This is a genomic window from Arthrobacter sp. LjRoot14 (genome assembly GCF_964253905.1).
Classification (GTDB): domain Bacteria; phylum Actinomycetota; class Actinomycetes; order Actinomycetales; family Micrococcaceae; genus Arthrobacter.
In genome coordinates this window covers 1,397,090-1,410,861 of sequence record NZ_CAXURL020000001.1, presented here as the reverse complement: position 1 = coordinate 1,410,861, position 13,772 = coordinate 1,397,090, and the positions used below count along the sequence as shown (strand labels likewise).

8 protein-coding genes are annotated in these 13,772 nt (G+C 64.8%); 2 read left to right on the top strand and 6 right to left on the bottom strand.

The genetic code is table 11. The features are described from left to right. Positions 1-123: 123 nt before the first annotated feature. Positions 124-2,670: a helix-turn-helix transcriptional regulator gene (locus tag ACSQ12_RS06425; protein WP_436064774.1), complete on the bottom strand. Its 2,547-nt coding sequence runs from the start codon at positions 2,668-2,670 to the stop codon at positions 124-126. Positions 2,671-3,116: 446 nt separating this feature from the next. Here ACSQ12_RS06425 and ACSQ12_RS06420 point away from each other — a divergent pair, with 446 nt between their 5' ends. Further along, complete coding sequence (locus ACSQ12_RS06420) at positions 3,117-4,166, top strand: hypothetical protein (RefSeq protein ID WP_436064773.1); 1,050 nt, start codon at positions 3,117-3,119, stop codon at positions 4,164-4,166. Between the two features lie 105 nt (positions 4,167-4,271). Here ACSQ12_RS06420 and ACSQ12_RS06415 read toward each other — a convergent pair whose 3' ends face one another. The 3 genes from ACSQ12_RS06415 to ACSQ12_RS06405 all read right to left on the bottom strand — a co-directional run bounded on the left by ACSQ12_RS06415 (position 4,272) and on the right by ACSQ12_RS06405 (position 9,120). After that, the gene (locus ACSQ12_RS06415; RefSeq protein WP_436064772.1) at positions 4,272-5,717 is read right to left on the bottom strand and encodes a glycosyltransferase family 2 protein; all 1,446 of its coding nucleotides are present in this window, start codon (positions 5,715-5,717) and stop codon (positions 4,272-4,274) included. Continuing rightward, the gene (locus ACSQ12_RS06410) at positions 5,714-7,609 is read right to left on the bottom strand and encodes a polysaccharide deacetylase family protein (protein ID WP_436064771.1); all 1,896 of its coding nucleotides are present in this window, start codon (positions 7,607-7,609) and stop codon (positions 5,714-5,716) included. The genes ACSQ12_RS06415 and ACSQ12_RS06410 overlap by 4 nt, the downstream gene beginning before the upstream one ends. Positions 7,610-7,671: 62 nt before the next feature. Then, positions 7,672-9,120, bottom strand: a complete 1,449-nt coding sequence (locus ACSQ12_RS06405) for a polysaccharide deacetylase family protein (protein WP_436064770.1) — start codon at positions 9,118-9,120, stop codon at positions 7,672-7,674. A 593-nt stretch (positions 9,121-9,713) separates the two neighbouring features. On the opposite strand from ACSQ12_RS06405, the gene ACSQ12_RS06400 reads away from it, so the two are divergent. Beyond that, on the top strand, positions 9,714-10,895 hold the full coding sequence (locus tag ACSQ12_RS06400) for a chitinase (protein WP_436064769.1): 1,182 nt from the start codon (positions 9,714-9,716) through the stop codon (positions 10,893-10,895). Between the two features lie 2 nt (positions 10,896-10,897). On the opposite strand, the gene ACSQ12_RS06395 is transcribed toward ACSQ12_RS06400, so the two are convergent. Together ACSQ12_RS06395 and ACSQ12_RS06390 are read right to left on the bottom strand one after the other, a co-directional pair. Then, entirely contained in the window at positions 10,898-11,611 is a 714-nt protein-coding gene (locus ACSQ12_RS06395) for a hypothetical protein (RefSeq protein ID WP_436064768.1), read from the bottom strand. Positions 11,612-11,785: 174 nt separating this feature from the next. Further along, entirely contained in the window at positions 11,786-13,750 is a 1,965-nt protein-coding gene (locus ACSQ12_RS06390) for an S-layer homology domain-containing protein (protein WP_436064767.1), read from the bottom strand. Positions 13,751-13,772 lie beyond the last annotated feature (22 nt).

The following is a 13,772-nucleotide window of genomic DNA, read 5'->3' as shown; positions in this document are numbered from 1 at the left end:
TGGAGCTCCTAGATAGGCAAGACCTGCCGACGGCTCGCCGCCACGGGCAGGCACACCGCTTGCATCCGCGGTGCTACTCCTCAATTGTCCCACTATTGCCCGGCGCCGGTTCCGCACGGGCCGTCACCGCCCCGCGCCGTCCAGGCTGTTCCAGAGTTCAGCCAGCTCCTGGCGCCGGGAAACGCCCAGCTTGCCGTAGATCCGCTGCAAATGCGCGTTTACCGTGTTCACGGCGATGCCGAGTTCCGCCGCTACGCCCGCACTCCCCATGCCGGTGACAACAAGTACGGCCACTTCGCGTTCCCTTTGGGACAGCTTGGCGGCATCAGCGGCCGGTCCGCTGTTCCCGTCGCTCGACCACCGCCAGTCCGGCGGCCCGTCGGCCGATTGTTCACATGCCGCGCCATCCGGCTTTGCCGCGACTCCGAGGTTCAGCAGTTCACGTGCCCGGCGGCCCCTGCCGCCACCCGTCGCCATGGCCGGCTTGCGGGGCGCCCGCTGCGGTGGACCTGCGGCGCCAGTTACAGTCGGACGTGCCACCGATGCGTAGGTTTCAGCCAGCCTCGCCGCGACGTCGCCGTCCGCTGCCCGGTTGTCCGCTCGCGGATTGTCCGCTTGCCGGTTGTCCGCTTGCCGTTCGTCTGCCGCGGCGGTCCCGGCGCCTGGCAGCTGCGCCAGGTCCCAGGTCAGCCACTCCGCCGTGGCCTGCGCGGCCAGGGTGAGTGCCAGCAGGTCCTCAGGGTCACCTGCTGTCCCGGCGTCCGCGCCGCCGTTCGCTCGCCCGGCGGCGTGCCCGGCAGACTGCCGGCAGAACATCATGGCCCGGAAAAGTTGCAGCGGGCCGCCCGGGTAGCTCATCCATTTGTTGCGGCCGGGCAGCTTGTCCGCACTCCCGGCGTCGGGTCCCTGGCCCAACCGGGTCAGGTTGGACGCATGGATGGTGAGCACTGTCGAGTGGAAATCGACGCTGCATCGCGGCAGGCGGTCCACGGCGTTAAGCGCCCGGGTGGAAAGCGCGACGGCGTCAGCGGACTTCCCCCGCACGGACAGCCCCTGTGAAGCGAGCGCCAGGAGCAGGATGCCTGCATGGGTACCCGGCGCATCATCCGGACCCGGCGGCTGGCCGCCGTCGCAGAAACCGGCAGGGCAAAGCCGGTGGAAGAGCTCCCCGCCCGGGCTGGGCCAGTTTCCCTCCCGTGACTCCAGGTAGAGCTGCAGGACATCCAGCTCATCCTGGACGGCATTCTGGTAAGTGTCGGCAGCAGTATCACCGACGGACGCAGTTGCCGCCATGGCCAGCCGCTTCCGTGCACCGTCCAGTACGGACTGAAGTGCGTCCCGGCCCGGATTCGTGGGCATGAGGGCTTGGAGGAGCAGGCCCACTGCCCGCGCGAACTCCATGCTCAGCACAGCCGGGGTGTTCTCGACAAGGCCTCGGAGAACCTCAGCGCTCCGGCCGTACTTGTGGGCATGGAACAGCGCCCGGGCCGCCTCCGTCTGCGCCATGAGCTGGAGTTCGGGTGCCTTGATCGCTTCGGCTGCCTTTTGGGCGCGGTCGCTGTCATAGAGGTTGTTGGCGGTGGTGGCCACCGCCAGGAGGTCCAGGTCAGCGACAGCCGTGCCGGCATCCAGTGCGGTTTCCACCCGCCGAAAAAGATCCCACAGCGGTTCCTCCCCCGCTCTCCGTGGGACGCCCAGCCCCCGGCCGTGCAGGTCCGCTTCACGGCCGAGGTCCAGCGGTCCGGCACCGCCCGGATAATGCCGGGCAGCAGTGGCCTCGACCTCGTGGTTCAGCGTGACGTCGGCCCCGCCGTCGCTCCTGATTTGGAGCCGGATGAAGTTGCCCCGTTCCAACGCGGCCAGGGCGGTCGGCAGCACGGCCCGGGCGAGCACGGAAAGCGGAGCCGGATCCGCGGCCGCCAGGAAGTCAACCACCTGGCGCTGGTCCGGCGGAAGCGCCTCGATCCGCCGTCGGGCCAAGTCGAATTGGCGTCCTTCCGCCAGGTCCGGCGGCCGGACCATCACACAACTGTCCCCGCGCTGCACAATCCGGCCGTCCGCCAACGCTTCGTCCACCAGCCAGCTCGCAGTGAGCGCATTGGCGCCCGCTGCGGCGAGAACGTCGCGCACCAGGCTGCGGTCAGGCCGGGCCGGAAGCCTGTGCTCGAGGAAAGTACGGAGCTGGTCCGGTGTCAGGTCCTCCAGTTCCACAATGGACAGCTGCCGGGCCACCACCGACTCCATCAGCTCCATCTGCAACTGCCGGTCCGAGCGGTGGCTTGCCAGCATCTTGATGTCCGGTTCCGCGAGAAGCTGGTTGAGAACCCAGAGGGACGTTCCGTCCAGGTGGTCCACATTGTCCAGGACCACCAGGATCCCGTTCGCCCCCGGGTCCTGGCTGCGCAGCGCATCGCGGCACGCCCGGACGATGTTCAGTGGCGACACCTTGGAATTCGCAGGCAACGCCGGCGCCAGCACACTGCCGATGCCGAACTTCATCCGGCGGCAGGACCGGGGAACGCTGTGGACAATGACGGTGAGCCGTCCGGAGAGCGCTTCCGCTGCGGCGGCAAGCAGCCTGGTCCGGCCCGAGCCGGCAGCGCCGGTAACGATGACGCCCGAACTCTCTGAGTTGGAGAGGGCATTGATTGCGGCCCGCAGTTCGGCCACACGAATGACTGGGGGGAAAGCTGAATTTCCTGCCCTAACGTCCATGGTTGCGTCGATTCCTTAGCCGCGGAGCGTGAAGTTCCGGACCGCCCCCAACCATCTGCCGGCATTAGCAACTCCTACGCTACCTAGCCACCGCACGCGCTGGCGTGAGTAGTGACTACTCGAATATGCCGGACCGTTGCTCTCGGGCCCGTTCGGGCTACTCACAGGCATCCGTGTAATGTGGAGCGGGTGTTAACGGTCTCTACGGGTCTCTTGACGGTCCCGCTGTCTGCTTCTGGGGAGTAAGCGGCTCAGCTGATTTCACTATCAGCATCGATTCTGGGCGCGGCCACTGCCGCGCCGATCTGGCGGTCATGACCCGTGCTTGGCGTGCCCTCATTGGGTACCTGCCAACCCTGTTAATGTCCCCAACAGATATGTATCCCAAAAAAATGAAACGCATGACCACGCCCATCATGGCTGTGTTGATCCTCCTCATCGGAGTATTGACCGCAGGCTGTGCCGCCCAATCGGCGCCCGACCCGTCGGCCTCCGCCAGTCCCTCGTCAGCCAGCGCAGAAGCATCGCAGGTAACCCCGAACGCAACACCGTCACCGAGTTCGACACCGGCTGCGGCGCCCGTCAAGGAACCGGCGCCTGCCGCGGTTTCCGCACCCGAACCTGCCGTCGCGGCTCCCGCGCCGGTGGCCGTAGCCGCAGCTGAACCCGTTGCCGCACCGGCAGCCAACAAATACCCCCTGCACACCAACGTCGTGAGCACCACGTTCTGGGTGGGCGAAATCTTCAACGCCAGCCTTGCAGACGGTTCACAGGTCTGCTCGACGTACAACGGCCAGTGGGCTTTCAAGCACACCGGCATCAACGCCGGCACTACTCCCGCCACTGCCTCCGGCTGCCCCGGCAGCATCTACGGCGGCTGCGACGGCGTGAGCTCCGGCTCGGGAAGTTCGTTCACTTGCGCCACGGAAGCACGCGATGCCTCCAACGGGTACTTCCCCAAGAACCAGCCCGCGCCGCTTGAGAACCCCTTCTACCTCGACCTGCCTTACGACGACGTCAACGACAGCGTCGCGTTCCAGCAGCGCTGCCAGGTCATCCCGTGGGCCGCCGCGGACAACGCCGCCACAGGTGTCGACCACTGCGCGGATGGCAGCTATTCGTACATGAAGAACCGGTGGGTCCAGATGACCGGACCCAACGGCAACGTCTGCTACGGACAGATTGAGGATGCCGGTCCTTCCAGCGGTTCCGAATACCATGACGCGAACTACGTCTTCGGCGCGGCCGACGCCCGCCCGGCAAACACCGATTTCTCCGCCGACGGTACGCAGGGCGCAGGAATGGATGTTTCCCCTGCGCTGAACGGTTGCCTCGGCTTCGCCGAACTGGACGGCAGCGGCGATCACGTCTCGTGGAGGTTTGTTGACCGCGCAGATGTTCCCGCCGGACCGTGGCTGAACGTCGAAACCACGTCGGGTGTCAGCTGGTAACAACAGCGCTTGTCTGCGCAGAAACCTGAACGCAGAAACCTGAACGCAGGAACCTGAACGCCCCTCCCGCAGGACCACAGTGTCCTGCGGGAGGGGCGTTTTGCGCTAACGGGTGATGCCGGCACCAGCCGTAGCTTCTTCCAGCTCGAGGCCTTCGCCCTGGATGCGCCGCACCGGGCTGACCCACACGCCCGATGAGGCCGCGGAGAAGGCACGTGGCAGCACCATCAGGCAGATGACGGAGTCAAGGATCCGCATGAGCGGGAACAATGGCGCCATCAGCAGGATGCCCGGCCGGCGGAGGGCAACGGCCGCGATGACGGTGAGCAGGAAGTCCGGAACGAGGACACCCAGGAGCACGTCCTGCGGGCGCATGAGCCCGGAAAGGTAGAGGAAGGATTCGCCGTTGTCACCGAAGGCCTGGAGCTGCATGGACGCCACCAGCGAGAGCAGGAAGACCGGAATCAACAAGACGAAGAACATGCAGCTGATAACGAGTTCGATAATGTAGAACACCAGCACAAACCAGAACTTTCCGGACTGCAGGCGGTGCCGACGGACGGTCTGCCAAAAGCCGAGGATCCAACGCCGGACTTGCCGGGTGTAGTCCTGCAGGTTGTCCGGATCTTGGGTGTATGCCACGGCGGCTGAGGGGTGGAACGCAATCCGCCCTAACTTCTTGGCATGGATCTCGAAGGTCATATTGAAGTCCTCAATGACCAGGCCCGGGGCCAGCACCTTGATTTTCGCGAGTGCACTTGTCCGGTACATGCTGGCAAAGCCCGGCACGATCGAGACAACGTTTGCGCCCCTGGCGGCCTGGCCGTATTTGAGAAGCAACTGCACCACGATGTACAGCCGTTCCCGATAGGCCACCAGGAACCGGCCCAGCGCGGTGGGTGGAGGCGGGGTCATGATGGACTTTGCCCTGCCGGCCACGGCCACCACAGAGTGATCAAGGAAGAGCGGCAGCCCGGTCTCCAGGTAGTCCGCGGTGGGCCGGGTATCCGCGTCAAGCAGCATCACCACTTTGAACTTCCGGCACAGCTCGAAATAAGCGATTCCAGCGGCCAATGCGCCGGCCTTTCCCCTGTTCGGTTCGAGGTCCAGCACTTTGACCCCGGCTGCGCGTGCAATCGCCGAGGTGTCATCTGTGGACATGTCCGAGATCACGTGGATGTTCCTGAGCGGCACCAGCGCCGAGGCAGCCCGGATGGTCTCGCTGATGACCAGGGCTTCGTTGTGGGCGGCAATAAGCACCGCGACATTTGCCGGCAGGATCCTCGGGTCCCTGGCACGATGGCGGCCATGCTCCCGCTGGATCTGGCCCCGGTGTGCCCGCGGCGCCGGCAACGTGTGTGCGCCATGGACTCCGGGGCCGAGCCGGTTGGCCAGTGGCCAGCGCTGCAGGAGCCCCAGCATGCGCCCGCTCAGTGGCGGGCCCAGCGTGATCCGCCGGGTGTACTGCTCATTGACCAGGCGCAATAAGCCCACAAACGACCAGAAGATCGTGCTGATTCCAAGGACTAAGACGATGTATACGGCTATCACAGCGACGGCGCTCCAATCGTGTCGTACATGGCATAGTCATCCGTGATGAGCGTGCCATTCCTGAAGAGGTTCAGCCCGAAGCTGATCGCGGATGCGCCGGAGGGCAACGCGGGGGTGGTGAAGCTGGCCTGGGTATAGGAACCGGCGGCAGCGAACCAGGGACTCGATGTCCAGTAGACCCAGGCTCCGGCGGAGTTCCGGTAGTAGACAGCGAACTGGGTCACCGTCGTCGAGGTATACCAGGCGCGGAGCGAATACGTGTGGCCGGCGACCGCCGGCGGTGCGCAAGAACCGGAGTCCAGCGTCTGGAGGAGTTTCGCGTCACCGTTGGCGTAGTTACTCATCACCAGGCGTTCTGCCTTTGTCCCGGTCCGTGCTGTTGAGACGGTACTGAACGACGCCGTGTTGGAGCCGTAGCCCGCCGTTTGCCAGCATTGCGGCGTGGAGCCGGCACCTGCCGTTTCAAGGCTGGCATTCTGCACGAGGTTGGTACCGGCTGGCGGTGGCGGCGGCGGAGGTGTGGACGACGCGGTGTCGGTCATTTCGTAGTCGTCCGTGATCAACGTTCCGTTACTGAAGAGGTTGAGTCCGAAGCTGATGCCGCTGGCCCCCGAAGGCAACGCCGGGGTTGTCCAGCTGGCCCTTTGGAATGTCGTGGCGGGCCCGAACCAAGGGCTCGAGGTCCAGTAGACCCAGGAGCCAAGACCTGTCCGGTAGTAAAGGGCGAACTGGGTGTTGGCGGTTGACTTGTACCAGGCACTGAGAGCGTAGGTGTGTCCAGGCGTTGCCGTCGGCGAGCATCCGCCAAGGTCCAGCGACTGCAGCCACTTGGCATCGCCGTCGACGTAGCCCGACACCACCACCCGTCCTGCCGTTGAACCGGTCCGCCCCGGACTTACCGTGGTGAACGTGCGCGTGTTCGTCCCGTAGCCGCCCGCCTGCCAGCACTGCGGCACTCCGTTGACCAGGGTTTCAAGGCCGGGATTCTTCACCAGGTTGCCACTCGTGGGCTGCGGCGGAACGGCCGGGCCGGAAACGGCAGGCTTGACGGTTCCGCCAATCACCTGATTCACCGTTTTCACTGTGGTGGTGGCCGGTCTGGCCTTCAGCCAGGTGGCGAACTGTTGGAAAACAGTGGGAGTAACGTTGAGCGGATCCGCGCTGGACGCCGCAATGTGGTGGAAGGTCAGCTGGATCCAGCCTCCCACCGATTCCGCCTGTGTGACGGACCTCTGCAGATCGGCCAGCGACCACGTGTTGTCTACTTGGTCCGGGGCTCTGGTGTTGTAGGCGTTGGCGGGCGGGATGGTCTCGGCCAGAGGGCAGCCGGCGCAGCTGAACCTGGTCCGGATATCACCGAGGCCGCGCCCGCTGTTGTACCCACAGTTTTTCACGATGCCCTCGACCGCCGCGTTCGATGAGGCAAACGGATAGGCAAAACTCGTGACGGCAAAACCCCAGTTGGTCAGGTTGACCCGGTCGTTGCACACCTGCCGGGTGGCTTCATCCGAAGGCAGCGTCACCAGGTCCGCATGGGTCACGGTGTGGCCGGCGATCTCGTGGCCGTTCGCCGCAAGGCCCTGGAGGTTGGCCACAGTCAGGTAGTTCGTGGTGTTGATGACCCCTGAGGTGATGTAGAACGTGCCGTCGATGCCTACGTTGTTCATGATCTGGGCAGCGGTCATCTGGTCCGCGTTGCCGTCGTCGAACGTCAACGAAACAACGGTGGGTGCCGCTGCCTGCGCCGGAAATGCCAGCGCAGCCAGGCCGGTCACGGCCAGGGCCACAATGCCCAAAACCGTGACGGCGGTCCGCGCCCGCTGCCTGATCCCCTTCAGTGCGGGGCCAAGGTCAACCTGCCATGCTAATCGCCGTGAAGTTTGTGACTTCATGGGAATCGACTCGATTCTTGTATTCGAGCCCGTGGAGCTTCTGCGCTGGCAACGGGCGGGGCCTACGGGGCGGGCGGCGCCCCCGTGTCAAACATCTCGTAGTCATCTGTAGCCAGCTCCCCGTCGCTGAACAGATTCAATCCAAAACTGATGCCGACGGCGTCTGCCGGCACTGGCGGTGTAGTCCACTCAGCCTGCCGGTAGGCAGCGCTGGCGGGAAACCATGGGCTGGCTGTCCAATAGGTCCAGGTGCCAACCTTGTTGCGGTAATACAACTCGAACTGCGTGGATGAAGTGGAGCCATACCACGCGCGCAGCGTATAGCTGTGGCCGGCGACGACGCTCGGTGCGCACGCCCCCAGATCCATGACAGGGAGCAGCTTTGCGTCCCCGGAGGTGTAGCCCGTAACGTCCAGGCGCCGGGCGATCGTGCCTGAGCGGCCGGGAGTCAGCGTGCTCAGGACGTGTGAATTCTCGCCGTAGGAGGAAACCTGCCAGCACTCGGGAAGGCCGTATTTTCCGGCTGTTTCCAGTCCCGGGTTGCGGAGCGCGTTGGTGCCCGGCGGCGCAGCCGGAGCAACAGGTCCCGGAACTGCGGGTTTTGCCCCGCCACCAATGACATCGTGCACGGTGCGGATGGCGGTGGTTCCCTCGTCCGTGCGGGTCACCAGCCACGAGACGAAGTCGTTGAAGAGTGCGGGGCTGATAGACCGGGGACTGCCGCTGTCATCGATGTCGAAGAAGCTCAGCTGCAGCCATCCTCCGGTGGTTTCAGCGTCCATGACTGACTGCTGGAGGTCTGCGATGGTCCACGCGGAACCGATCTCCGGCGTCGACTTCGTGCTGAACGGGTCGGCCGGCCGGACAGTTTCAGAAACGGCGCAATCGGCGCATCCCAGCCTGCTGCGGAGATCGCCCTGGCTGCGCGCGCTGTTGTACCCGCAGCCGGCCACCATCGCCTCGGCCTCCGGCGACTTGGCGGCAAAGGGGTAGGAGAAGGATGTGACCTTGAAGCCCCAGTCCGTGAGGTTGGTCCGGTCATTGCAGACCTGTCGGGTGGCTTCAGCAGGTTCAAGTGCCGTCAAGTCGGCCAGGGTTGCGGTGTGCCCGCCAATCTCGTTGCCGTCCGCGGCCAGCTTGTGCAGGTCCTCCACCGTCATGTAGTCCTTCGCACCCATAAAGCCTGAGTTGACGAAGAACGTCCCCCGTAGCCCCTGGCCTCGAAGGGTCTCTGCGGCGGCCAGCTGGCTGGCCCTGCCGCCGTCGAACGTCAGCGTGACGGTGGTCAGCGCGAGGCTGGTGTCCACGGGTGCCGCAAAATCCTTCAGGGCACCCTGCGCATCACGGGCCGGTCCCGGGCCGGCCTTGGGTACCAGGGCGGCGGACCCCGTCAGGAGTGCCAGCCCGGCCAGCCATGAGACTGCCCAGAGCGTTGTCCGTTTCCGCTGCCGCATCAAACCGGATCCGGGCGGACCGCCCTGCTCCCCCGGCATTTCATTCCTCTGGCTCATGACAGATATCCCCTCTTACATCCGTATCGCCCGGCCGCAAGAGGATCCCCCCAGGCCGCAGTGCTTCATTGATTGACACCTCGAAGGGGTCGGTGACGACTGGGGGGAAGCCTTGGTCTCAAAGGCTTGTTCGCCACCGACCCCCGTTCACGGGCCCCGGGCTTGTGCGCCAGGGCTGGCTGCCTCGCGGCAGCTGTGTCGGCAGAATTGGAAGAGAAGTCACCGGCGGGTTCCGCCGGCCCGGGCATTCCTGCCGCCATGACCGTCGCGGACCGCCATTCAGGGGTATGGTTGCGTGCTTGCGCCCGCAAAGGTGCGTCCATTCCCATTCTGAGACCCGATTTCTCCCCCGGAACTCTGTATCTATCCGACATCCACAGCCTATTAAGAGGGGAGCCCGGCGGCACGAGTGGTGCCTACCCGTCTTTCCTTTCCGGCTGGGCCGGGTGGGCCCGGCGCCACTCGCCCGGTACCCGGTTCGCTACTCGTTGCGTGCGCCGGGACACCCGCGTTGGCCGGCCGACAGGAGCCACCAGCAGGCGTGCCGTGGTGAAATGGTTTCTAAGTAAACCAGAGGGGGGCGTGGGAACCGGATGACAGCCATAAACCGCGGCTCGGAGCCGGCCGCAAAGGCCGAAATAGAGCCGGCGCGGGAGCCCGTTCCGCAGCCGATGCCCGGCCGATTCCGCGCCCGCTCGCAGTTTCAGCTGCGTCAGCCCTCTTCGCCCCTGATCGCAGGCATCGCCATTGCCACCATCCTTGCCAGCGTCATCTTTTTTTGGGCCTGGCGCTCCGGTCTGGCAACGGGAGCTGCGCAAGCCACATGGTTTGCGGGCTACGTGGACGTTACGGTCTCCCCGCCCTACGCTTTCGAGGAAGCCGCCACGCCGGGCACCAGGGACGTGGTGCTGGCGTTCCTCGTTGCCTCCCCCCAGGACCTCTGTGCGGCCAGCTGGGGTGCCGGCTACGGCCTCGAAGAGGCAAACACCGCCCTCGGCTTGGAAAGGCGGATCTCCGACCTTCGCTCCCGCGGCGGATCCGCTGCCGTCTCCTTTGGCGGCGCCGGGAACAGTGAACTGGCCACCACGTGCCGGGACGAAGGAAAGCTCCGTACCGCGTACCGCGACGTCGTAGAACGCTACGAACCTGCCTTCATCGACTTCGACCTGGAAGGTGCCGATCTCCTGGACCAGGCCGGCGGCGAACGCCGGGCCAGGGCAGTAGCTTGGCTGCAGGGCGACCGGAATTCTTCCGGCAAAGAGCTCGCTGTCTGGCTGACTCTGCCGGTTTCTCCCCGCGGACTAACCGACGCCGGCATTGCCGCCGTGGAACAGATGCTCCAGGCTGGCGTGGACTTGGCAGGCGTCAACATCATGACCATGAACTACGGCGCCAGCAGGAGCAGCTCCCAGGGCATGCTGGACGCCGCCAAGGCCGCCGCGGCCGCCACACACGATCAGCTGGGCATTGTCTATCAGCGCACCGGCACCAACCTCAGCCGCGAGCAGGTGTGGAAAAAGATCGGGCTGACGCCCATGATCGGCCGCAATGACCTGCCGGGCGAGGTGTTCGAACTGGACGCGGCCCGGGACCTGAAGGACTACGCGGTGGAGTTGGAGATCCAACGCCTGTCCATGTGGTCTCTCAACCGCGACGCGGCGTGCCCTTCCAGTGAGGAGGGGCCAACTGCCAGTTTCACCTGCAGCGGTGTGGACCAGGGAAGCTCGAGGTTCTCCGACCTCCTGGGATCAGGGCTTCCGGGCAGGATGGGCTGACCCTACTTCACCTGGCTGGTGGTGACCACGTCGAGCCAAGGGCCCGGCGGAACATCCTGCCGTTCCACGAACTGCCAATCGACCTTGTCCGCTTCCCCGTTGAGGGTGCTGAAGCCGAGGCAGCCGTTGAGGGCAGGCGAAACATCCATTCCGGCACCGTTGAATTTCTTGTTGACCGGCCGCGCGTCGTTCGAGCCGAAGACGTACTCCTTGTCCTGGTACTCCCCGGGGCCGGCATCCTGGATCTGGCCATAGCACTCTTTGCCGTTCTTGCGGATCTTGACCCAGCGGTTCTTCATGTAGCTGAAGGAGCGGTTGGTGGCCTGGCCTTTGTATCCTTCGTCATTGGCCCAGGGAATGACCGTTGCCCGTTCGCGGAAGGCGGCGTCATTGTTGATGTCGTCGTAGGGCAGGTCAAGGTAGAAAGGGTTCTCCTTGGGCTTCATGCCGTTGGGGGCAAAGCCGTTGGAACTTGACCGCGCTTCGGTCTCACATCCCGTGGCTGTGAGCCGGCCGTCGCAGCCGCCGTAACTGTCCATCCACCTCGAGTCGTAGGTGGAGAAGACCTGGCTGCCGTCTGCTGCGTTGGGGTCAAAGACTTCGCCTACCCAGAAGGTGGTGGCCACGATGTTCGTGTGCCAGGGGTACTTCCCCTGGGACCGTTTCTCCGGCTCCGAAGGCGTGCACGCTGTGGCAACCAGTGCCAGCAGAAGCATGGCCGCCGGCAGGCCGCGGAAACGGCGACGCGCTAAGCCTGGATGTTTCACTCTGGTCCCCCGTGTCAACGGACTTCACTACTTCGAAAGAGAACAGCTGCGAAGGCGGCCGCGCGTCCAGGGCTTCCCCTGGCTGCGCGGCCGCCCGCGGTGTCATGCCGGTGTTATCCCTGTTTACATTCCCTTCGGGAAGTTCAGGTTGTAGCGGTAGACGAACGCTGCCATGGCGTCCCTGCTGATCGGCTGGACCGGACGGAAAGTGCCATCCGGGTAGCCGGTGGTGATCCCGGTCGCTGCCAGCCAGCGGATCTCGTTGTAGAACTGGTTGCCGGTACTGACGTCAGGGAACGTGGGGGCGGTGGTCGGCACGGCGGGCTTGCCGTTGTAGCGGTAGAGGAACGCCGCCATCGCGTCGCGGTTGACAGGGTCCAGCGGCCGGTAGGTTCCATCGGTGTAGCCCGTGGTAATGCCCTGGGCGGCCAGCCAGCGGATTTCGTTATAGAACTGGTTGCCGGGGGCTACATCGGTAAACGTCGGAGCATTGGCCGGCACCGCGGGGCTGCCCGCCAACCGGTACAGGAACGCTGCCATCGCGTCCCGGTTGATCGATGCCAGCGGCCTGAACGTACCGTCGGCGTAGCCCTGGGTGATCAGGTTGTTGGAGAGCCAGCTGATCTCGTTGAAGAACTGGTTGCTGGTGGCAACATCGCTGAACGTCTTGATGCCCACAGTGTCATACAGTTCGTAGTCGTCAGTGACCAGGGTGCCAATGCCGATCATGTTCAGGCCGAAGCTGATGGCGGTTGCACCGGCCGGAACCGGCGGCGTCGTAAAGGTCAGCTGCGTCCAAACATTATTCGTAGGGAGGTATTGAATGCTATCCGTCCAATACGTCCATGTTCCGGACGCCGTCCGGTAGTGCAGATTGAACTGGGTATTCCCGCCGGTGGACTTGTACCAGGCTTTGGCAAGGTAGGTATGACCCGGGGTGGCGCTGGGCGCACACTCACCGGTGTCCAAAGTGGGCAACAGCTTGCCGTCGCCGTCGGTGTAGGCCGACATCACCATCTGCTGGGCGGCTGTGGCCGTCCCGCCGTGGCCGGGGGTCACATTGCTGAAAGTCCGGGTGTTGTTGCCGTAGCCGCCGGCTTGCCAGCAGCGCGGAACCAGGGAGCCGGCAAGTCCCGGGGTCTCAAGGCTCGGGTTCTTGATCAGGTTGCCGGCGGTCTGAGCCACCGGAGGCGGAACGACGGCGGGGGCAGGCTTGAGGGTTCCACCGATGACTTCCTTGACTGTTTTGACCTGGATCGCGTTGGAGTTCTTCAGGCCTGCCAGCCAGTCGGCGAACTGGTTGAACGTGTCTGTGCTAACGGTCAGCGGGTCAGCAACGTTCGATCCGATCACCTTGCCGTCGCCGATGTGGTGGAAGGTCAGCTGGACCCAGCCGCCGCCGTTGGCCTGCGCCTGGGTGACCAGGGACTGCATATCCGCGAGCGTCCAGGTGTTGTCCAGCTGATCAGGTGCCCCGGTGTAGTACAAGTCGCCCGGAGGCATCGTCTCGGCGAACGGGAAGGTCTCCGAACCCACTACCTTGCTCCGGATATCGCCCAGTCCGCGCGCACTGTTGTAGCCGCACGCTGCGACTTCTGCCTTGGCGGCATCGCTCGCCGAGGCAAAGGGGTAAGCGAAGTTTTCGACGTTCAGTCCGTAGCCCATCAGCGTGGCGCGGTCATTGCAGACCTGCCGTGCCAGTTCCTCGGCTCCGACAGCGGCTAGATCGGCGTGCGTCACGCTGTGGCCGCCGATCTCGTGCCCGGCGCTCTGCAGGGCCAAGGCCTGGGCCGTGGTCATGTAGTTCGTTTGGTTCATGTAACCGGACGGCAGGAAGAACGTGCCCTTCAGCCCAACCGCGTTGAGCTTGTCGGCGGCAACCACCTGGTCAACGTTGGCGTCGTCGAACGTCAGCGTTACGACAGTTTCGCCAACAGCGTTGGCGGCGGGGGCGGTGAGCCCGAGCAGGGAGGCGGCGAGCGCCACCGTAGTGGAGGCGGCCAGCCAGCGTGCCTTGCGCCGGCCGGGAGGCCGTTCAGCCCGGTGCCGGGGCTCCGAGGCCGCAGTGTAGCGTTGCAGAAGCGTCATGGAACTCAACTCTTTCGTCGAA

What these genes read in the sequence shown, in the direction of transcription:
- ACSQ12_RS06420 (WP_436064773.1), top strand. Translation starts at nt 3,117, where the DNA reads ATGACCACGCCCATCATGGCTGTGTTGATCCTCCTCATCGGAGTATTG.
- ACSQ12_RS06410 (WP_436064771.1), bottom strand. Translation starts at nt 7,609, where the DNA reads ATGAAGTCACAAACTTCACGGCGATTAGCATGGCAGGTTGACCTTGGC.
- ACSQ12_RS06405 (WP_436064770.1), bottom strand. Translation starts at nt 9,120, where the DNA reads ATGAGCCAGAGGAATGAAATGCCGGGGGAGCAGGGCGGTCCGCCCGGA.
- ACSQ12_RS06400 (WP_436064769.1), top strand. Translation starts at nt 9,714, where the DNA reads ATGACAGCCATAAACCGCGGCTCGGAGCCGGCCGCAAAGGCCGAAATA.
- ACSQ12_RS06395 (WP_436064768.1), bottom strand. Translation starts at nt 11,611, where the DNA reads ATGCTTCTGCTGGCACTGGTTGCCACAGCGTGCACGCCTTCGGAGCCG.
- ACSQ12_RS06390 (WP_436064767.1), bottom strand. Translation starts at nt 13,750, where the DNA reads ATGACGCTTCTGCAACGCTACACTGCGGCCTCGGAGCCCCGGCACCGG.